This window comes from Corynebacterium sp. KPL1818 (assembly GCF_000478135.1).
Lineage (GTDB): Bacteria > Actinomycetota > Actinomycetes > Mycobacteriales > Mycobacteriaceae > Corynebacterium > Corynebacterium accolens.
The window spans coordinates 293,174-312,338 of sequence record NZ_KI515759.1 but is presented as its reverse complement, the minus strand read 5'-3'; the positions used below and the strand labels follow the sequence as shown (position 1 = coordinate 312,338).

Below are 19,165 nucleotides of genomic sequence, written 5' to 3'. Positions count from 1 at the left end.
GAAAAGGTAGCCCATAGTAATAACAACGCCGTGGGCGGGCCTATTCCCCTCTTGGGGTCGAAACCTTGTAGTCTGATCAGCGTGAAACTTCCGTGGCAAAAAGATGACAAGACCTCCCCTGAACCCGCTCCCGTGCAGGAAGAAGTTCAGGAAGAAACCCACCGCAAGGGGTATACCCCGCCGAAGGGTCGTCCCACGCCAAAGCGCCAGGAACAAGAAATCGCGCGCGGCGTGAAGCGCGATCCACATGGGGTATCCGATGCGCAGCGCTATAAGCGCCGCAAGGAACTCAAAAAGTCCATGAGCAAGGACGAATGGAAAGAATATAAAAAGCAGGAGCGCAAGGAGCGCAACCAGCGCAACCGCGAAAGCCAAGAGCGCATGGCCGAAGGCGATCCACGCTTCCTCCCTGCCCGCGATCAGGGCGAAGAGCGCGCCTACGTGCGCGATTGGATCGATGCCCGCCGTACGCTTTCGGAATGGGTCATGCCGATGGCGCTTGCCCTTATCGTCGTGGTCTTTGTGACCTATGCGGCCCCCAGCATCGCCGGCCTCATCAATGCGATTGCCATGGTGGTCATCCTCATTTTCGCCATCGATGGCATCTGGCTGGGTCGCCGCGCTAATAATGCTGTCCGCAAGAAGTTCCCCGGCACCACCGCCACCGGCTTTGGCCTGGGATTCTACGCATTTTCCCGCGCCAGCCAGCCCCGCAAGTGGCGCATTCCTCGCCCGCGCGTAGAGCGCGGGGCCGACGTTTAAGGAAGCACACTGATGGCTGATTCCCTGCAGCTTTATCCCTATGGCCGGCTAAGCGATGCCGCACAGTGGCTCGCCGCCTGCCAAGATCGATCCCCCGCTTCCGAGCCACAGCGGGTGCGGGCCGTAATTTTCGCCGAGGACGGTGAAGGGATCCCCCTGGCCACGGAGACCGCGGCGCGGCGGGTTGGGGCCAGCATTAATTCTGTCACGGTGACGGATTGCTCCACCGCCTATGACTTAGGAGTGCAGGCGGCGGATGCGGAAATCGATGGCGGTGCGGATCTGCTCATTCCGGGCGGCATCGACAGCACGCAGGTTGCCGCGGCCGCCATGGGGGTGATGGCGCAGGAGGAGCCGGTGGTGGTCGTCGGCAAGCAGCCGAGCGTCGAGGACTGGAAGACGAAGGTTGCGGCCATTCGCGATTCCATGTTTCGGATGCGCGGCCTGACTGGGCGGGATCTCATTAAGGCCTGCGGCTCCCCCGTATTGGCCGCGCTGGTGGGTTTTATGTCCCAGGCGGCTAGGCGGCGCACGCCCCTGCTTGTCGATGCCCCCTTAACCGCCACCGCCGCCCTATGCGCTGCTGCAGACACGCGGATCCATGACTGGCTCCTTGCCACCAATATCTCGCCGCAGCCGGCTCACCGGCTGGCCTTAAAGAAGCTGCGGCTGGATCCCCTGCTGGATCTGCAGATGGAGCCGGTGCCGGCGCTTGGCGCCTTGGCCGCCCTACCCCTGGTCTTGCTCGGCGTGGAAATTACCGCGGACGCGACGCAGCCAGAGGCCTAACTGCGCGGCGCAGGTCCGCCTCGCGCCGCTTCACGCCTGGCGCGCTAGACCAAAGTGTGCAACCAGCCGTGGGCATCCTCCACGGCGCCGCGCTGGATACCGGTCAGACGCTCGCGCAAGGCCATGGAGACCTCGCCGGCCTCGTTATTATTGACGCTGAAATCGGTATCCTCACCAAGCACGCGCCCCACCGGCGTGATGACGGCGGCGGTACCGCAGGCAAAGGCCTCGGTCATCTCACCGGATTCCACATCGCGCTGCCATTCTTCGGCGGTGATGCGCCGCTCGGTAACCTCGTAACCCATGTCTTCGGCGACCTGCAGCAGGGACTGGCGGGTAATGCCGGGCAGCAGGGATCCGGACAGCGCCGGGGTGACGATCTCGGCGTCGTCGCCGGTGCCGTAGACGAACATGAGGTTCATCCCGCCCATTTCCTCGATATACCGGCGCTCGATGGCATCCAGCCACACCACCTGGTCACAGCCCTTTTCTTCGGCCTGGTCCTGCGCCAATAAGGAGCCGGCGTAATTGCCGGCGAATTTCGCGGCACCGGTTCCGCCCGGCGCGGAGCGGACATAGTCGGTAGATAACCACACCGAAACAGGCTTAATGCCGCCACTGAAATACGCACCGGCGGGCGAGGCCAAGAGGATGAAGCGATAAGCATTGGCCGGGTGCACGCCCAGCGATACCTCGGTCGAAATCATAAAGGGGCGCAGGTAGAGCGATGCTTCCCCGCCTGCCTCTGGGACCCAGCTCTTATCGATGTCCACCAGCTGGCGCAGCGCCTCGATGAACTCTTCTTGCGGTAGCTCGGGCATCGCCAAGCGCTGCGCCGAATTGATAAAGCGTTGCGCGTTTTGCTCGGGGCGGAAGGTAACGATGGAGTCATCGGGCTGGCGGTAGGCCTTAATGCCTTCGAAGACGGCTTGGCCGTAATGGAAGACGTTGCTCGCCGGGTCCATCGTGAGCGGGCCGTAGGGGCGGACTTGCGCGTCGTGCCAGCCCTTGTCCGTGGACCAATCGATGGTGACCATGTGGTCCGTAAAGTGCTGGCCAAAGCCGGGATTGGCCAGGATATTATCTAAATCTTCTGCCGCTGTTGGTTGATTCGTACGGGTAATCGTGTAATCAAGCATGCCCACAATCTACTCCTTTTATCTATAGCCGGGTAGGAATATGTTCACTCTAGCGCGGTATCATGGGCAGAAGTTTCATTAGTACCAATTAAAAAGGAGGACTTTATGTCTCAGCACGCTGGACCCACACGTGGGGCATTTTCGGAGCTTAAGCTAGAAAAGAAGGCCCCGAAGAACGCGCAGGCCCTACTCATCGCCGCATTTAAGGGCGAGGAGGGCATTGAGCTTCCAGGCACCTCACTGCTCAAGCCGGCCGCGCTGCGCGAAGCATACGAGTCCCTTATCGCCGTGGGGGCAACCGGCAAGGCCAATGAGGTCACCCGCATCCCGGCACCTAAGAAGGCAGAGGTCGATTCCATCATCGCCGTCGGCCTAGGCGATGCCGAAGACCTCGATGCAGAAACCTTGCGCCGAGCCGCCGGCAGCGCCGCACGATCGATTTCCAAGGTGGAAGAGGTGGCCACCTCCTTGGGCGATTTTGGCATCGCTCCCACGGTAGAGGGCCTTACCTTGGGCGGCTACAAGTTCAAGGGGCTTCGTTCTAAGTCCGGCAAGGATTCGGAGCAGCCCGCCGCCTTTACCGTGGTGGCAGAAAAGTCCGCCCGCGAGGAGTTCGAGGCGGCCAAGATCACCGCGGAGTCAGTGGTGATTGCCCGCGATCTGGTCAATACCCCGTCCAACCTGCTGTACCCGGAGTCTTATGCAGACTTCCTCTCCGACCAGGCTAAAGAGGTTGGCCTCGAGGTAGAAATCCTGGATGAAAAGGCGCTGCAGAAGCAGGGCTTTGGCGGCATTACTGCCGTTGGCCGCGGTTCCGCTCGCCCGCCGCGCCTGGTGCGCCTGAGCTGGAACCCGAAGAAGGCGAAGAAGCACGTGGCGCTCGTGGGCAAGGGCATCACCTTCGATACCGGCGGCATTTCCTTGAAGCCGGGTTCTGGCATGTGGGACATGATTTCTGATATGGGCGGTTCCGCCGCCATGGCCGCCTCCATCATCGCCGCGGCCAAGCTCAACCTGCCGGTGAAGATCACCGCTACCCTGCCGCTGGCAGAAAACATGCCGGGCGATAACGCCACCCGCCCGGGCGATGTCATCACCCACTACGGCGGCATCACCTCTGAGGTTCTCAATACCGATGCAGAAGGCCGCCTCGTGCTTGCCGATGCCATCGCGCGCGCCAGCGAGGATAACCCCGACTTCCTCATCGAAACCGCCACGCTAACCGGCGCCCAGATGGTCGCCCTAGGCGAGCGCACCGCCGGCGTCATGGGTTCGGAAGACTTCCGCGACCGGATGGCGGGCATCGGCCGCGAGGTCGGCGAAAATGCCTGGGCCATGCCGCTATTGGAAGAACACGATGAATCCGTGAAATCCGCCAGCGCCGATATCCGCAATATCAACGCCAAGCGCGAGGGAGGCATGGAATACGCCGGCACCTACTTGAAGCAGTTCGTGGGCGAGGGCATCGAATGGGCACATATCGATGTCGCCGGGCCTTCCTTCAATACCACCGGCGCTTATGGCTATACGCCAAAGATGGGTACGGGCGTTCCCACCCGCACCGTCATTGCTGCCCTGCGCGAGATTGCTGAATCAAAGTAATACCTCACGTAGCCGCCTGGGCATAAAATAGCGGAGTTATGAACACTGTTTTAATCATCGTTGATGTCCAACACGATTTTTGCCCAGGCGGCGCGCTTGGCACCGATCGCGGCAACGAGGTTGCAGAGAAGATCTCTTCTTTGCAGTCCGAGTATGACACCGTCGTTGCCACGCAGGACTGGCACATCGATCCGGGTTCCCACTTTGCGGAGGACCCGGATTTTATCGATTCTTGGCCGGTGCACTGCGTCGCCGATTCCTATGGGGCTCAAATGCACGAGGCCATCGGGCCTGCGCAAGCATATTTCCGCAAGGGCGAATACACCGCCGCGTACTCCGGCTTTGAGGGCGCAGCACACGGCGTATTGCTGGCGGAGTGGCTGCGCGAGCACGATATCGACGCAGTGGATATCGTCGGCATTGCCACGGATCACTGCGTGCAGGCAACCGCTGCGGACGCTCTAAAGGAAGGCTTTTCCGTCCGCGTCTTAAGCGAGTATTGCTCTCCCGTTGATCCGGACCGCGGGGATGCCGCCTTGGCTAAGTTAGAAAAGGCCGGCGCCACCATCGTCTAGGCCGATTAACTTAAGTCCTGCCCCGAATCAGGGTTTTCGCCGCGCTCAAAGCGCGCGCGGCGAAGGCGCTGTTCTTCCCTTTTACGCAAGATACGTTGGCGTTCCATGCGCTCGCGCATGCGTTGGGGGTACCCGGTTTCTTCGACATCAAAAACGTCGCACTGCAATAGTTTTCCTACCGCGTCAATCCCCTTCGGCCCGCCGATGCGTCGGCGAATAAACTCACCCTTTTCATCCACAACGACCACGGACATTTCATTGACCACGGTCTCTGGCTCGATAAATGCCTCAATAAAAGCCTTATCGGCGGCCCACATTTTGAGTTCTTGTTCGTCTTCTGGGCGGATAGTTTCTCCCGGACCGCGGGGCGGTCGCAGTGGCGATCGGGACTTATTGCGGCGGAAGAGGTTGAACATAACCCACTAGTTTACCCGCATGGAGGGTATTACTAACCCCACTACTGCACGATGACGGTCATCACGCTGTAAGATTGTGCGGTAGCGATAGAATACTTCCAACTTTTCGAGGAGTCTTAAAACTCATGGCGAACTCCGTTGAGATGCCCGAGCTGGGCGAGTCCGTAACCGAAGGCACCATTACCCAGTGGCTTAAGTCCGTCGGCGACACCGTCGAGGTAGACGAACCACTACTCGAGGTCTCCACCGACAAGGTCGACACCGAAATCCCCTCCCCCGTTGCAGGCACCATCCTAGAAATCAAGGCCGAAGAAGACGACACCATCGAGGTCGGCAAGGTCATCGCACTCATCGGTGATGAAGACGAGGCTGATTCCTCTTCCGATGACTCTGACGACTCCGACGATGACAAATCTGAGGACAAGGAAGAATCCAAGTCCGAGGAGAAGGAAGACAAGGACGAGAAGAAGTCCGGCTCCAGCTCCAAGGCTTCCGGCGAGACCACCGATGTCGAAATGCCAGAACTCGGCGAATCCGTCACCGAAGGCACCATCACCCAGTGGCTCAAGTCCGTCGGCGACACCGTCGAGGTAGACGAACCACTACTCGAGGTCTCCACCGACAAGGTCGACACCGAAATTCCTTCCCCCGTTGCCGGCACCCTGGTAGAAATCCTCGCCGAAGAAGACGAAACCATCGAGGTCGGCGAAGCCATCGCCCGCGTCGGCGACGAAAACGCCGCACCATCCTCCGACGACTCCGACGACGACAAGTCCGAAGACAAGGAAGAAACCAAGACCGAGGACAAGAAGGAAGAGTCCAAGTCTGACGAGAAGAAGGAAGACAAGTCCGAGCCTGCCAAGGAGGAGAAGAAGGAAGAGCCGAAGCAGGATTCTTCCCTGAACACCTCCGCCAAGGTCAACAATGGCGATAACGTTCCATACGTCACCCCGTTGGTGCGCAAGCTGGCTGATAAGCACGGCGTGGACCTCAACTCCATTGAGGGCACCGGTGTAGGCGGACGCATCCGCAAGCAGGACGTCTTGGCCGCTGCTGGCGAGGGCGATGCGAAGGCATCGGCAGGCGACGATAAGAAGGCTGCTGACTCCCCACGCGCACGCTGGTCCACCAAGTCCGTAGATCCGGAAAAGCAGGAGCTTATCGGCACCACCAAGAAGGTCAATCGCATCCGCGAAATCACCGCTACCAAGATGGTGGAAGCGCTGCAGATTTCCGCACAGCTGACCCACGTGCAGGAAGTCGACATGACTCCTATCTGGGATATGCGCAAGAAGAGCAAGCAGGCGTTCATTGATAAGTACGGCGCCAACCTGTCCTTCCTGCCGTTCATTGTGAAGGCCACCACTGAGGCTCTGGTTTCCCACCCGAACGTGAACGCCTCCTATGACCCAGAGACCAAGGAGATGACCTACCACGAGGATGTCAACGTCGCCATTGCCGTAGACACCCCGAAGGGTCTGCTCACCCCGGTCATCCACAAGGCACAGGACCTGTCCTTGCCGGAAATCGCGCAGCAGATTGCAGAGCTGGCTGATAAGGCCCGCAATAACAAGCTGAAGCCGAATGACCTGACCGGTGCGACCTTCACCGTGACCAATATCGGTTCCGAGGGCGCCCTGCTCGATACCCCGATCCTGGTTCCGCCACAGGCCGGAATCCTGGGTACCGCGGCTATCCAGAAGCGCGCCGTCGTGGTCAACGAGAACGGCCAGGACGCCATCGCCATCCGCCAGATGTGCTTCCTGCCATTCACCTACGACCACCAGGTCATCGATGGTGCAGACGCTGGTCGCTTCATCACCACCATCAAGGACCGCCTGGAGACTGCAGACTTCGAGGCTGACCTCGATATCTAAAAGCAGTTAGCTAATTGGCATACCTCCCGCTCCTTCCCCGCGAAGGGGACGGGAGGTTTTGTCATGCCTGGGGTACTCCGCGGGGGTGTAGCGGGAGAACTTCCGGCACAAATATCAGAGGAGTTTTATCCCGGCACTACAGGACATATTTCACTAAGTGGGAGGTAAGCGGGCTACAACACATTTTCATCGGTGAGTTACTGCATAAAAGTTTGTCAAGGGCGCTGTTTTTACCGGTTATTAAACATATACTTAGGGGCGGTTAAGACCATTGCACCCGATGAAGGAGACCTCACAGATGGATTACATCTCCCGCCACCTAGGGCCGGATTCTGCCGAGCAGTCCGCCATGCTCGGCACGGTGGGCTACGACAGCGTGCAAGCGCTTGTCGATGCCGCCATTCCCCCCAAGATCCGCGCTAAGGAACTTCCCCACCTGCCAGAAGCGCTCTCTGAAGACGGGGCACAGGCCGCTTTGCGGGAGTTCGCCAATCAAAACACGGTGCTGAAGCCCTTCTACGGCCAGGGCTACTCAGACACCCTGACCCCGGCCGTCATCCGCCGCGGCCTGCTTGAGGATGCCGGCTGGTATACCGCGTACACCCCGTACCAGCCCGAGATTTCCCAGGGCCGCTTGGAGGCCTTGCTCAACTTCCAGACCATGATCGAGTCTTTGTCGGGGCTGCCCATCGCGAATGCTTCCCTGTTGGATGAGGCTTCCGCCACCGCCGAGGCCGTCGGTCTGATGTCGCGCGCGGTAAAGAAGGGCCGCCGCGTCGTGCTGGATTCCCGCCTGCATCCGCAGGTGCTTACCGTTGCCGCTGAGCGCGCCCGCGCCATTGACCTCGAGGTAGAGATCGTGGACGTGCGCGAGGGCTTGGTGGGTGAAGACCTCATCGGTGCCGTCATCGCCTACACCGGCACCGAAGGCGAAATTTTCGATCCCTCTGCCCTGATTGAAGAGCTGCACACCCGCGGCGCGTTGGCCTCCGTGGTCACTGACCCACTGTCCCTGCTGCTTCTGGAAGGCCCCGGCAACTTGGGTGCCGATATCGTCTTGGGTTCGTCCCAGCGCTTTGGCGTGCCCCTCTTCTTCGGCGGCCCGCACGCTGCCTACATGGCGGTAACAGATAAGCTCAAGCGCCAGATGCCGGGCCGCATCGTCGGCGTCTCCAAGGATGCTGATGGCCGCCCGGCCTACCGCTTGGCGCTGCAAACCCGCGAGCAGCACATCCGCCGCGAGCGCGCGACCTCCAATATCTGTACCGCTCAGGCCCTTTTGGCCAACGTGGCCTCGATGTACGCCGTCTACCACGGGCCGAAGGGCCTGAAGGACATCGCCGAGCGCGTGCACGGCTTGGCCTCCTCCTTCGCCCAGGCCATCGTGGATGCCGGACTGGAGATTACGGCAAGGGACTTCTTCGATACCGTTACCGTTAGCGGTGTGGACGCGCAGAAGATCAAGGCCGACCTGCAGGATGCGGGCTACTTGGTGCGCGCGATTGGCACGGACAAGGTATCCGTATCCTTCGGTGAATCCGCTACGGCCCGCGATGTCGCACACCTGGCAGAGGCCTTCGGTGCCAACCCGGCGGAAGCGAACTTTGAGCTGCCGGAGAACCTGCAGCGCGCCGAGGAACCGCTGGAGCACGAGATTTTCCACTCTATCCACTCCGAGACCCAGATGCTGCGCTACCTGCGCAAGCTCGCGGACAAGGACTTGGCGCTGGATCGTTCCATGATTCCGCTGGGCTCGTGCACCATGAAGCTCAACCCCACCGCGGCCATGGAGCCCATCTCCTGGCCAGAATTCGCCGGCATCCACCCATATGCCCCGGAAGAAACCACGACGGGTTGGCGCGCGCTGGTGGAAGAAATCGAAGGCTGGCTCGCCGAGCTTACCGGCTATGCCAAGGTCTCCATCCAGCCCAATGCCGGATCCCAGGGCGAGTTGGCGGGTCTATTGGCCATTCGCCGCTACCACGTGGCCAATGGCGATAATGAGCGCGATGTCGTGCTCATTCCGGCCTCCGCGCACGGCACCAACGCCGCCTCTGCGACCCTCGCAAACCTGCGCGTCGCCGTGGTCAAGACCGCCGAGGACGGCTCCATTGATGTCGCGGACCTGGAAGAAAAGATCGAAAAACACGGCAACCACATCGCCGGCATCATGGTCACCTACCCTTCCACCCACGGCGTCTTCGACCCCGAGGTGCGCGATGTGTGCGATAAGGTGCACGCGGTCGGCGGCCAGGTCTACATCGATGGCGCCAACATGAACGCGCTGACCGGCTGGGCTCGCCCGGGCGATTTCGGCGGCGATGTTTCCCACCTCAACCTGCACAAGACCTTCACCATTCCCCACGGTGGCGGCGGCCCGGGCGTTGGCCCGGTAGCGGTGGCAGAGCACCTCATCCCGTTCCTGCCCAGCGATGCCGCGTCCCCTGAGCTTGACGCCACCGCGGAAACCCCGGTGGGCCAGGGTGTTCCCATTACCGGCAGCAAGTACGGCTCCGCCGGCGTCCTGCCCATTTCGTGGGCTTACCTGGCCATGACCGGTGCCGAGGGCCTTGCCGCCGCATCCGGCCACGCCGTATTGGGCGCAAACTACCTGGCGGCCTCGCTCAACGAGTACTTCCCTGTCCTCTACACCGGCAACGAGGGCTTGGTGGCGCACGAGTGCATCATCGATTTGCGCGAGCTTACCGATGCCTCCGGGGTCACCGCCGCCGATGTGGCCAAGCGCCTCATCGACTTCGGCTTCCATGCCCCCACCCTGGCCTTCCCCGTGGCCGGCACCTTGATGATTGAGCCCACCGAGTCTGAAGACAAGGGCGAGCTGGATCGCTTCATCGAAGCCATGCGCACCATCCGCACCGAAATCCAGGAGATCATCGACGGTGAGGTGGCCTACGAGGACTCCGTTATCCACCACGCACCGTTTACGGCTGAGTCGGTGGCTACCGATAACTGGGAGTACTCCTTCGGCCGCGACAAGGCCGCGTGGCCGGTCAAATCCCTACTGCATAGCTACAAGTATTTCCCACCGGTTCGCCGCCTCGATGAGGCCTACGGCGACCGTAACCTGGTGTGCAGCTGCCCGCCGCCAGAAGCATTCGAGATCGACAATTCCGAGGAGTAACAATGTCCGAACTTCTAACCTCCCCGCTCAATGCCAAGCACGAGGAACTCGGCGCTACCTTCACGGCGTTTGGGCCGTGGAATATGCCGCTGAAGTACAACAGCGAACTGGAAGAACACCGCGCCGTTCGCACCAGCGCCGGCCTGTTTGATCTCTCCCACATGGGAGAAATCTGGGTCAATGGGCCCGATGCCGGCAAGTTCTTGTCCTACTCCTTCATCTCGAACCTGGATTCGCTGAAGGTGGGCAAGGCCAAGTACTCCATGATCACCGCTGAAGACGGCGGCATCATCGATGACCTGATTTCCTATCGCTTCGAGGAAGAAAAGTTCCTCGTTGTGCCCAATGCCGGCAATGCCGATATCGTCTGGGACGAGCTCAATAAGCGCGCCGAGGGTTTTGACGTTGAGCTCAAGAACGAGTCCCGCGATGTTGCCATGATCGCCGTGCAGGGCCCCAAGGCCGCAGAGATCCTCGTCCCGCTGGTAGAGGACAATAAGCAAGAGGCCGTCTACGAGCTGGGCTACTACGCCGCCACGATGGGCAAGGTAGCGCGCACCTTCGCCATCATCGCGCGCACCGGTTATACCGGTGAGGATGGCTTCGAGCTCATCGTCTACAACTCCGATGCCCCGCAGCTGTGGGAAGAGTTGCTCAAGGCGGGCGCGGAATATGACATCAAGCCGTGCGGCCTAGCCGCGCGCGATTCGCTGCGCCTGGAGGCCGGCATGCCGCTCTACGGCAACGAGCTCTCCCGCGAAATCACCCCGGTAGAGGCGGGAATGTCGCGCGCCTTTGCCAAAAAGGAAGCGGACTTCGTCGGCGCTGAGGTCATCCGCAAGCGCGCCGAGGAAGGCCCGCAGGTCGTTATCTCCGGGCTCACCTCGGATCAGCGCCGCGCCGCGCGCGCCGGCGCCGAGGTCTTCCTCAATGACACCAAGGTCGGCACCGTCACCTCTGGCCAGCCCTCCCCCACTCTTGGCCACCCAGTGGCCATTGCGCTGCTCGATACCAGCGCGGAGCTCGAACCGGGCACCGCAGTCGAGGTAGAAATCCGCGGCAAGCGTTATCCTTTTGAGGTAACCGCGTTGCCGTTCTACAAGCGCGATAAGTAAGCCACCCGCACACCCTAAATATTCAGCCCGAAAGGACTCCATATCATGTCTAACCTGCCCCAAGACTTTTCCTACTCCGAAGACCACGAATGGGTTAACGCCGCCAAGGACGCCGTAGAAGGCAAGACCGTTCGCATCGGTATCACCTCCGTGGCCGCAGACCGCCTGGGCGAGGTCGTCTTCGCAGAACTGCCAGAGGTAGGCGATACCGTCACCGCCGGCGATTCCTGTGGCGAGGTCGAATCCACCAAGTCCGTGTCTGACCTTTTCTCCCCGGTCACCGGCACCGTGAAGGCCGTCAACGATGCCGTGCACGATGACTACGCCGTCATCAACAACGACCCCTTCGGTGAAGGCTGGCTCTTCGAGGTCGAGGTGGATGAAGCAGGCGAGCTCATGGAGGCTGACGAATACGCCTCCGCTAACGGCCTAGACTAAAAGGCGGTTCGTTCGACACCCTCGAACATAAAATAAGGCGGGAGGATGCCATGGCATTCTCCCGCTTTGCTTTTCCTCGCTTTGCTTTTCCCCACCAAAGAAGACGACACTAGAGATTATGACTGCACCACGCGATCCTTTCTTTCCCGCTGAACGCTCCATTCGCGCCTCGGACAACCCCCTTGAAATACGCCACTTGGGCCGCATGGATTACCAAGAGGCATGGGATTACCAGGCGGAGGTGGCGGCGGCGCGCGCGCAGGGCACGCAGGACGATGTGGTCTTAGTGGTCGAACACCCCAATATCTACACCGCGGGCAAGCGCACACAGCCTGAGGACATGCCGGATAACGATCTGCCGGTTATCACCGTGGACCGCGGCGGGCGTATTACTTGGCATGGCGAGGGGCAGTTGGTGCTCTACCCCATCATCAAGCTGGCGGAGCCTGTCGATGTTGTCGATTATGTCCGCCGCCTCGAGGAGGCCACCATCCAGGCGGTGCGCGAGCTGGGCGTGACTACCGCAGGCCGCATCGACGGCCGCTCTGGGGTGTGGGTTCCTTCTACCACCCAGGCTAAAGATCCTTCCGCCTCGCAGCGCGATCGCAAGATTGCGGCGCTGGGAATCCGCATTACCCGCGGGGTTACCATGCACGGCCTAGCGCTCAATTGCAGCAATACGCTGGAGTATTACGATCACATCGTGGCCTGTGGCATCGATGATGCAGATATCACCACGCTGTCGCTAGAACTCGGCCGCGAGGTCACGATGGAGGAAGCCGCTAAACCGCTTTTGCGGGCGCTTGATGATGCCCTCTCGGGCCGCCTCACCGTCGCCGACCACAGTTTCGGTTCCGCGCCCGATCCCACGAAGCTTGCGAATGAGAAGGCGCGGGAGCGGCGTCGGCAAGCGCAGGCTTAAGCCCCGTGGCCCTAGTTTGGGGCTAGCGTGGAATAGTTGTGCGCCCGCGCGCCTTGAACCTAGAAGAGCTATTAGCCATCACCATCTTTAATCGATAAAGTGAGTATTTGTGACTGTAAAGCCTGAAGGACGCAAGATGCTCCGCATTGAGAAGAAAAATGCGGAGTCGCCCATCGAACAAAAGCCGCGGTGGATCCGCAACCAGGTACGCACCGGACCGGGCTATGAGGACATGAAGTCCCGCGTGGCCGGCGCTTCCCTGCACACCGTCTGCCAAGAAGCCGGTTGTCCGAATATCCACGAATGCTGGGAATCCCGCGAGGCAACCTTCCTCATCGGCGGCGATAAGTGCACCCGCCGTTGCGACTTCTGCGATATCGCTACCGGCAAGCCGGAGCCGCTTGACCGCGACGAGCCGCGCCGCGTGGCCGAAAACATCCAGGAAATGGACCTTAACTACACCACCATTACCGGTGTGACCCGTGATGACCTCCCAGATGAGGGCGCGTGGCTATATGCGGAGATCGTGCGCAAGATCCACGAGCTCAACCCGCACACCGGCGTGGAGAACCTCACCCCGGATTTCTCTGGCAAGCCAGACCTGCTCGAAGAGGTCTTTGAGGCACAACCGGAGGTCTTCGCGCACAACCTGGAGACCGTGCCGCGCATCTTCAAGCGCATCCGCCCGGCCTTCCGCTACGAGCGCTCCCTCGATGTCATCCGCCAGGCCCACGACTACGGCCTCATTACCAAGTCCAACCTGATTTTGGGCATGGGCGAGACCGAGGACGAAGTCGAGGAAGCACTGCGCGACCTGCGCGAGGCTGGCTGTGACATCATCACCATCACCCAGTACCTGCGCCCCGGCCCGCGCTTCCACCCCATCGAGCGCTGGGTGCGCCCGGAGGAATTCGTGGCCCACTCCAAGCTGGCCAAGGAGCTGGGCTTCGGCGGCGTCATGTCCGGCCCGCTGGTTCGCTCCTCCTACCGCGCCGGCCGCCTGTACGTGCAGGCCATGGAAAAGCGCGGCCTGGAATTGCCGGAAAACCTCCAGCACCTGAAGGAAACGTCCCAGGGCGCTACCGCCCAGGAGGCATCCACTTTGCTGGATAAGTACGGCCCTTCCAAGGAAACCCCGGTGACCACCCGCATGGCCAAGACTCCGGCCAATGCTAATTCGGTCGCGGCAACCGTGCGCTAAACCGCGGAATATTCTTACTCGGCCCTCGCCATCTGCGGGGGCCGTTTAACATTTATGTCACCTGACCTTTAAAGTAGGAACCATGGCGAAAGATGACAAAGCAGCCCTGAAAGCTGCCAAGAAGCAAGAACGCGCGGCCAAGCGCCAAAAGCGTAAGCAAACCTGGTCACAGTTGTGGCAGGCATTCAATTTGCAGCGCAAGCAGGATAAGGCTCTCATCCCTATCATGCTGGCCGCCTTCCTCGGCGTCGGCCTACTGTTCTTCCTCATTGGCCTGCTCTTTAATGGCCAGTGGTTCATGCTGATTATCGGCTTGGGCTTGGGTGCGCTTTTGGCGATGTTCCTATTTACCCGCCGCTTGGAACGCGATATGTACAAGCGCGTCGAAGACCAGCCCGGCGCCGCCGGTTGGGCCTTGGAGCAGCAGCTGCGCAATACCGTCGGCATCGTGTGGTCCGTAAAGTCTGGCATCGCCGCCACCCGCCAGCAGGACCTTATCCACCGGGTCATCGGCAATGCGGGCGTCATCTTCGTGTGCGAGGGCAATAAGAACCGCCTTCGCCCCACCCTTAACCAGCTGAAAAAGCGCGTGGACAAGATTGCCGGCGGCGTACCGATCTATGAGGTCTACGTCGGCACCGGCGAAGACGAGGTGCCGGTATCCAAGCTGCGCAACCATCTCATGAAGCTGCCGCGCAACTACAATAAGAACGCCACCTACGACAATATCCGCCGCATTGAGGCCATGGACTCCATGCCTGGGACGATGCCGGGCATGCCCAAGGGCCCAATGCCGCAGCAGGCGCAGAACATGTCCGGCATGAACCGCCGCATGCGCCGCGCGCAACAGCGCAAGGGCAAGGGCTAAACACTGCTTTAGCCACACGCCTTGGCCGGGCTTTCAGCTCTCGCCTTGTTTCACAACACAAACAGTCCCTGCAAACACCCGATTGGGAAAGGTTGCAGGGACTGTCGTGGTTTTCGTGGCTATACGGTGCGCGGGACTTATCCCCGCGCACCGCTAAGAGTTGATAACGATAGTGCCCGTCGCACGGTCGTGCATGCCACGCCCGTCCGCATCCACCATGGCGGCTGGGAAGATGACGCCGGTCAGCAGCGTGCGCACGGCCGCGCGCCAGAGCCCCACCTGCGCGCCCGGCACGTCCAGGCGGGCCACGCCCATACCGAGGATGAGCATGCCTGGGGTGCGTGCGAACAGCCAGCCACATACGATGCCCATTAATGCCCAGAGCGCATAGCCTAAAAAGGACACGCCGCCAAGCTGCGTGGTGACCATGTGGATGACGTTGGCCAGCAGCATGCAAATGATCCAGTCAATGGCAACGGCGCCTGCGCGGCGGCCAACCGACGCCATGGATCCGGGTCCGGATTCCGGCAGGCCCAGGTTTTCACCAGGCCACCGTCCGGGGGTTCCTGCATCATCATATTCGCCCGGAATATTGGGCCCATCGAGCCACGTGCGCTTGTCTGCCATGCTCACCAATTTAGTTGCCCCTCACTCAGAAGTGAAACGAGGCTATTGGCCATGCCGGCCGGATAAAACTAGTAGGCTATAGGCAGATAATTCATCGGCCAACAAACAGGAGGCAATCTTGTCTTTCGAGACAGTGCAGGACATCGTCCAATATATTCAGGATGAGGACGTAAAGTTCGTAGATGTCCGCTTTACGGACGTCCCCGGCACCGAGCACCACTTTTCCATCCCTGCCAGCGAATTTACTGAAGAAGATGCCGAAAATGGCTTGGCCTTTGATGGTTCTTCCATTCGTGGGTTTACCACCATTGAGGAATCCGATATGACGCTGCTGCCGGATCCGGCCACCGCGCATATCGATCCCTTCCGTTCGGCGAAGACCCTGAATATCAAGTTCTTCGTCCATGATCCTTTTACCTTTGAGCCCTTTACCCGTGACTCGCGCAATATCGCCCGCAAGGCCGAGGAATACTTGCAGTCCACGGGCATCGCCGATACCTGTAACTTTGGCGCCGAGGCCGAGTTCTACCTCTTCGATTCCGTACGTTTTGGCACCGATATGCAGCACGGTTTCTACGAGGTGGACTCGAACGAAGGCTGGTGGAACCGCGATAACGAGACCAACCTGGACGGCACCCCCAATACCGGTTACAAGACCCGCGTAAAGGGCGGCTACTTCCCCACCCCGCCGTACGATAAGCACAGCGAGGTCCGCGATGACATCGTGGCCAACCTGCAAGAGGTCGGATTTGAGATCGAGCGTTTCCACCACGAGGTAGGCGCGGCACAAAACGAGATTAACTACCGCTTCAACTCGCTGCTGCACGCCGGCGATGACATCCAGACCTTCAAGTACGTGGTCAAGCGCACCGCCCAGGAGTGGGGCAAGACCGCGACCTTCATGCCTAAGCCGCTGGCCGGCGATAATGGTTCCGGCATGCACGCCCACATGTCCCTGTGGAAGGACGGCGAGCCCCTCTTCCACGATGAGGCTGGCTACGCCGGGCTTTCCGATATCGCCCGCTACTTCATCGGCGGCATCCTCCACCACGCCGGTGCCGTGCTCGCCTTTACCAACCCAACGCTGAACTCCTACCACCGCCTGGTCCCTGGCTTCGAGGCGCCAATCAACCTGGTGTACTCCCAGCGCAACCGTTCGGCTGCGATCCGCATCCCGATTACTGGTTCCAACCCTAAGGCTAAGCGCATCGAGTTCCGCGCACCGGACCCATCCAGCAACCCATACCTGGCCTTTGCCGCGATGATGATGGCCGGTGTGGATGGCGTGAAGAACCGCATCGAGCCGCACGCCCCGGTGGATAAGGACCTCTACGAGCTGCCTCCAGCAGAGGCCGAGTCCATCCCGCAAGCACCAACCTCCCTGGAGGCCTCCCTGGAGGCGCTGAAGGAAGACATGGACTTCCTGACCGAGGGCGATGTCTTTACCGAGGATCTCCTCGAGACCTACATCAACTACAAGTACGAAAACGAGATCAACCCCGCGCGCCTGCGTCCCACCCCGCAGGAGTTCGAGCTCTACTTCGACTGCTAAATCGTCGCTGCTAGTTCTCAGCTAGCTCCGGATAGAAGGCAGCCACCTAAGCATTAGTTAGGTGGCTGCCTTCTTCTCATGCTTACGGCGGTACCGCTGAGCATGCCCGAGAGCGTCGTCATAATCGACGCTCACTTTGAGGCTGGACGCTCTCTGCAGCACACATGAGGGTTTTCACCAGGCAAAAAGTGGCTCAGTCTTAGTAAGAGGCTTCGGATGAAATTAGAATCTGGATAGTGACTGATACTTTCCGCCAACTTCCCCCTCCTGGTCCTGCATGGGCCGGCAGCCTCATGGGCACCTCCATCGTCTCGCGCATGTTGGTTGAAGAAGACATGCTCGTTGCCGCTGGTGTATTTGCCGCACTTGCATGCGCCATCTTCGTCGTGCTGACTGCCGGTTACGCCCGCTACCGCAGTCCTCGATTTGAGCGGACCACCATGGCGGAATGGTCAATGTTTTTCATCGGCGTCCTCGCGCTTGGTGCGGCATTATCGGGGTTGACGGGCATTGGAATATTCCGCCTCGTCGGCTTTTGGGTGGGTGGTCCCGTCACCGTCATCACGTGGGGCATTCAGCTCACCCGCTTCGATGGACAGCCGCGCTTTACCTGGGGCCTTCCTTTGGTGGGGCCAATGATTTCGGCATCGGTAGCTGGGTGGTTGGCCCGCGATTACGGGCAGATTTACCACATCATGGGCACCGCGCTCTTCGCTATGTCTTTGCTGACGGCAGTCCCGGTATTTGTCTACGTCTACTGGGCGGCGTGGCACGGCAAAGTGGATTTTAGCGGTGGAAAATCCGCCACCGCGTGGGTGCCGCTAGGCGTGGTTGGGCAATCTACTACCGCAATGCAGATCCTCTACCCCGGCAGTGTCTCCGTGTACTACGGGCTTATCGCGCTCGCCATCGCCATCCCGTTATCGCTGTATGCGATGGTGAACTTTTATCCGCAAGCAGCCCGCTGGGTTCCCTATTCCCCTGCGTGGTGGGCGTGCACCTTTCCGCCTGGCACCGTGAGCATGGGCGGGCACCAGACCGCATTGGTCAATGGTTCAGAATGGCTTGACGTTATCGCGCTGAGCATTCCCCTGCTGCTTATCGCTCACTGGTGCCTGTGCTCAGCGCGCTTCTTAGGCTGGCTCTGGGAGGGCCGCACACGCAAAGAACTGACTCACTAGGTGATGTCTTCCCTCGTCTATCAGCGGGCCATGAGCTCTTCGCCTATTACCTTCATCGCCTGGGATGCCGCGGACCTTGGAGGGGTGCGGGAGGTGCTCGCCGGCTTGCGGCGCGACGGGGTCTTTTTATTCCGAGCAAGCCTAGCGCTTGAAACCTCCTGGCTTGGCGATGGCGCCCAGGATTTCTATGGCACCGCCTGGGAATGGGGGCCAGACGATAGCGAGCTATTTTTTGAGCTGGCGCGCCGCGGCAGGCTGCTGATAACTATCAATGCCACGGTCATATGCTGCGGTTACGACGAAGACGTGGAAGAGGCCAGGGAGTGCATCGCCCAAGAGCTGGTCGTAGCGAACAGCGCGCAGGAGTTAAAGCGACTGCTCATAGGCGCGGAGGAAACGCGCTAGAGCCCGGGCTGCTCGCTGCGCTTCATCCAGCCCATGCGGGGAGAAAAGCCTTGCGGGTGCTTGAGGTGCGCCACGGCATCCGCGATCATCAGGCGATGGCGCCGCGACACGCTATCCGGGAGGTGGGCCACCGAGAACCACTGCGCTTCGGTATTTTCTTCATCGCTGATGACGGGCTCGGCGCCGTCGGCGACAGATAGGCGCAGCGCGGTGCTCATGAACATGCATTCATCGCCATTGGGATAGGTCACCGGACCGGATTGGCCAACACCGAGGAGCGCTTCCACCTTGGCATCGAGGCCCACCTCTTCCTTGACCTCGCGCAAGGCGGTGGTGGTAATCTCCTCGCCCGGCTCGCAGATGCCTTCGACCGGGGTCCACACGGCATTATCGGCACGCTTGACTAGCAGTACGGACGGCACCTCCCACAGGGCCGCACCGGTTGGTACATCGCGGAGAATGATGGCGCTGCACGCGGGGACGAAGATCTGATCGTGGCCGATGGATTCGCGCAGCTTCACAATATAATCAGGCGTTGGCATACCACCTAGCGT

Annotated in this window: 18 protein-coding genes; 14 read left to right on the top strand and 4 right to left on the bottom strand. The window is 60.5% G+C overall.

The window, feature by feature from the left end; genetic code table 11:
* Positions 1-81: 81 nt before the first annotated feature.
* The gene (locus HMPREF1261_RS07205; RefSeq protein ID WP_005278343.1) at positions 82-762 is read left to right on the top strand and encodes a DUF3043 domain-containing protein; all 681 of its coding nucleotides are present in this window, start codon (positions 82-84) and stop codon (positions 760-762) included.
* A gap of 12 nt (positions 763-774) precedes the next feature.
* On the top strand, positions 775-1,551 hold the full coding sequence (locus HMPREF1261_RS07200; RefSeq protein WP_023030470.1) for a nicotinate-nucleotide--dimethylbenzimidazole phosphoribosyltransferase: 777 nt from the start codon (positions 775-777) through the stop codon (positions 1,549-1,551).
* Positions 1,552-1,595: 44 nt separating this feature from the next.
* On the opposite strand, the gene HMPREF1261_RS07195 is transcribed toward HMPREF1261_RS07200, so the two are convergent.
* Positions 1,596-2,690: a branched-chain amino acid aminotransferase gene (locus HMPREF1261_RS07195; RefSeq protein WP_034658261.1), complete on the bottom strand. Its 1,095-nt coding sequence runs from the start codon at positions 2,688-2,690 to the stop codon at positions 1,596-1,598.
* 105 nt (positions 2,691-2,795) lie between these two features.
* Here HMPREF1261_RS07195 and HMPREF1261_RS07190 point away from each other — a divergent pair, with 105 nt between their 5' ends.
* Entirely contained in the window at positions 2,796-4,292 is a 1,497-nt protein-coding gene (locus tag HMPREF1261_RS07190) for a leucyl aminopeptidase (RefSeq protein WP_023030468.1), read from the top strand.
* A gap of 38 nt (positions 4,293-4,330) precedes the next feature.
* Positions 4,331-4,867 carry an isochorismatase family protein gene (locus tag HMPREF1261_RS07185; RefSeq protein WP_023030467.1) on the top strand — a complete coding sequence of 179 codons (537 nt, stop codon included), beginning with the start codon at positions 4,331-4,333 and terminating at the stop codon, positions 4,865-4,867.
* A 5-nt stretch (positions 4,868-4,872) separates the two neighbouring features.
* On the opposite strand, the gene HMPREF1261_RS07180 is transcribed toward HMPREF1261_RS07185, so the two are convergent.
* Positions 4,873-5,283, bottom strand: coding sequence for a hypothetical protein (locus HMPREF1261_RS07180; RefSeq protein ID WP_005283964.1), 411 nt, complete (start codon positions 5,281-5,283; stop codon positions 4,873-4,875).
* A 125-nt stretch (positions 5,284-5,408) separates the two neighbouring features.
* On the opposite strand from HMPREF1261_RS07180, the gene sucB reads away from it, so the two are divergent.
* The 7 genes from sucB to HMPREF1261_RS07145 all read left to right on the top strand — a co-directional run bounded on the left by sucB (position 5,409) and on the right by HMPREF1261_RS07145 (position 14,846).
* Positions 5,409-7,160, top strand: coding sequence for a 2-oxoglutarate dehydrogenase, E2 component, dihydrolipoamide succinyltransferase (sucB, locus tag HMPREF1261_RS07175; protein ID WP_023030466.1), 1,752 nt, complete (start codon positions 5,409-5,411; stop codon positions 7,158-7,160).
* A 298-nt stretch (positions 7,161-7,458) separates the two neighbouring features.
* A complete protein-coding gene (gene gcvP, locus HMPREF1261_RS07170) occupies positions 7,459-10,302 on the top strand; it encodes an aminomethyl-transferring glycine dehydrogenase (protein WP_023030465.1) in 2,844 nt (947 codons plus the stop codon).
* A gap of 2 nt (positions 10,303-10,304) precedes the next feature.
* Positions 10,305-11,417, top strand: a complete 1,113-nt coding sequence (gcvT, locus tag HMPREF1261_RS07165; RefSeq protein WP_023030464.1) for a glycine cleavage system aminomethyltransferase GcvT — start codon at positions 10,305-10,307, stop codon at positions 11,415-11,417.
* A 45-nt stretch (positions 11,418-11,462) separates the two neighbouring features.
* Complete coding sequence (gcvH, locus tag HMPREF1261_RS07160) at positions 11,463-11,855, top strand: glycine cleavage system protein GcvH (protein ID WP_005278306.1); 393 nt, start codon at positions 11,463-11,465, stop codon at positions 11,853-11,855.
* Between the two features lie 118 nt (positions 11,856-11,973).
* The gene (gene lipB / locus HMPREF1261_RS07155) at positions 11,974-12,777 is read left to right on the top strand and encodes a lipoyl(octanoyl) transferase LipB (protein WP_023030463.1); all 804 of its coding nucleotides are present in this window, start codon (positions 11,974-11,976) and stop codon (positions 12,775-12,777) included.
* Positions 12,778-12,913: 136 nt separating this feature from the next.
* A complete protein-coding gene (gene lipA / locus HMPREF1261_RS07150) occupies positions 12,914-13,978 on the top strand; it encodes a lipoyl synthase (RefSeq protein WP_005278301.1) in 1,065 nt (354 codons plus the stop codon).
* Between the two features lie 82 nt (positions 13,979-14,060).
* Positions 14,061-14,846 carry a DUF4191 domain-containing protein gene (locus HMPREF1261_RS07145; protein WP_023030462.1) on the top strand — a complete coding sequence of 262 codons (786 nt, stop codon included), beginning with the start codon at positions 14,061-14,063 and terminating at the stop codon, positions 14,844-14,846.
* 153 nt (positions 14,847-14,999) lie between these two features.
* On the opposite strand, the gene HMPREF1261_RS07140 is transcribed toward HMPREF1261_RS07145, so the two are convergent.
* Positions 15,000-15,473 (bottom strand): RDD family protein, encoded by a 474-nt coding sequence (locus tag HMPREF1261_RS07140; protein WP_005278294.1) that lies wholly within the window; start codon positions 15,471-15,473, stop codon positions 15,000-15,002.
* Positions 15,474-15,591: 118 nt separating this feature from the next.
* Here HMPREF1261_RS07140 and glnA point away from each other — a divergent pair, with 118 nt between their 5' ends.
* From glnA to HMPREF1261_RS07125, 3 genes are all read left to right on the top strand, one after another.
* Positions 15,592-17,025: a type I glutamate--ammonia ligase gene (gene glnA / locus HMPREF1261_RS07135; RefSeq protein WP_023030461.1), complete on the top strand. Its 1,434-nt coding sequence runs from the start codon at positions 15,592-15,594 to the stop codon at positions 17,023-17,025.
* Positions 17,026-17,261: 236 nt separating this feature from the next.
* Positions 17,262-18,206 carry a TDT family transporter gene (locus HMPREF1261_RS07130; RefSeq protein ID WP_084538532.1) on the top strand — a complete coding sequence of 315 codons (945 nt, stop codon included), beginning with the start codon at positions 17,262-17,264 and terminating at the stop codon, positions 18,204-18,206.
* Positions 18,207-18,209: 3 nt separating this feature from the next.
* Entirely contained in the window at positions 18,210-18,611 is a 402-nt protein-coding gene (locus tag HMPREF1261_RS07125) for a hypothetical protein (protein WP_023030459.1), read from the top strand.
* Here HMPREF1261_RS07125 and HMPREF1261_RS07120 read toward each other — a convergent pair.
* The gene (locus HMPREF1261_RS07120) at positions 18,608-19,153 is read right to left on the bottom strand and encodes an NUDIX domain-containing protein (RefSeq protein ID WP_005278283.1); all 546 of its coding nucleotides are present in this window, start codon (positions 19,151-19,153) and stop codon (positions 18,608-18,610) included. The genes HMPREF1261_RS07125 and HMPREF1261_RS07120 overlap by 4 nt on opposite strands.
* Positions 19,154-19,165: the final 12 nt, after the last annotated feature.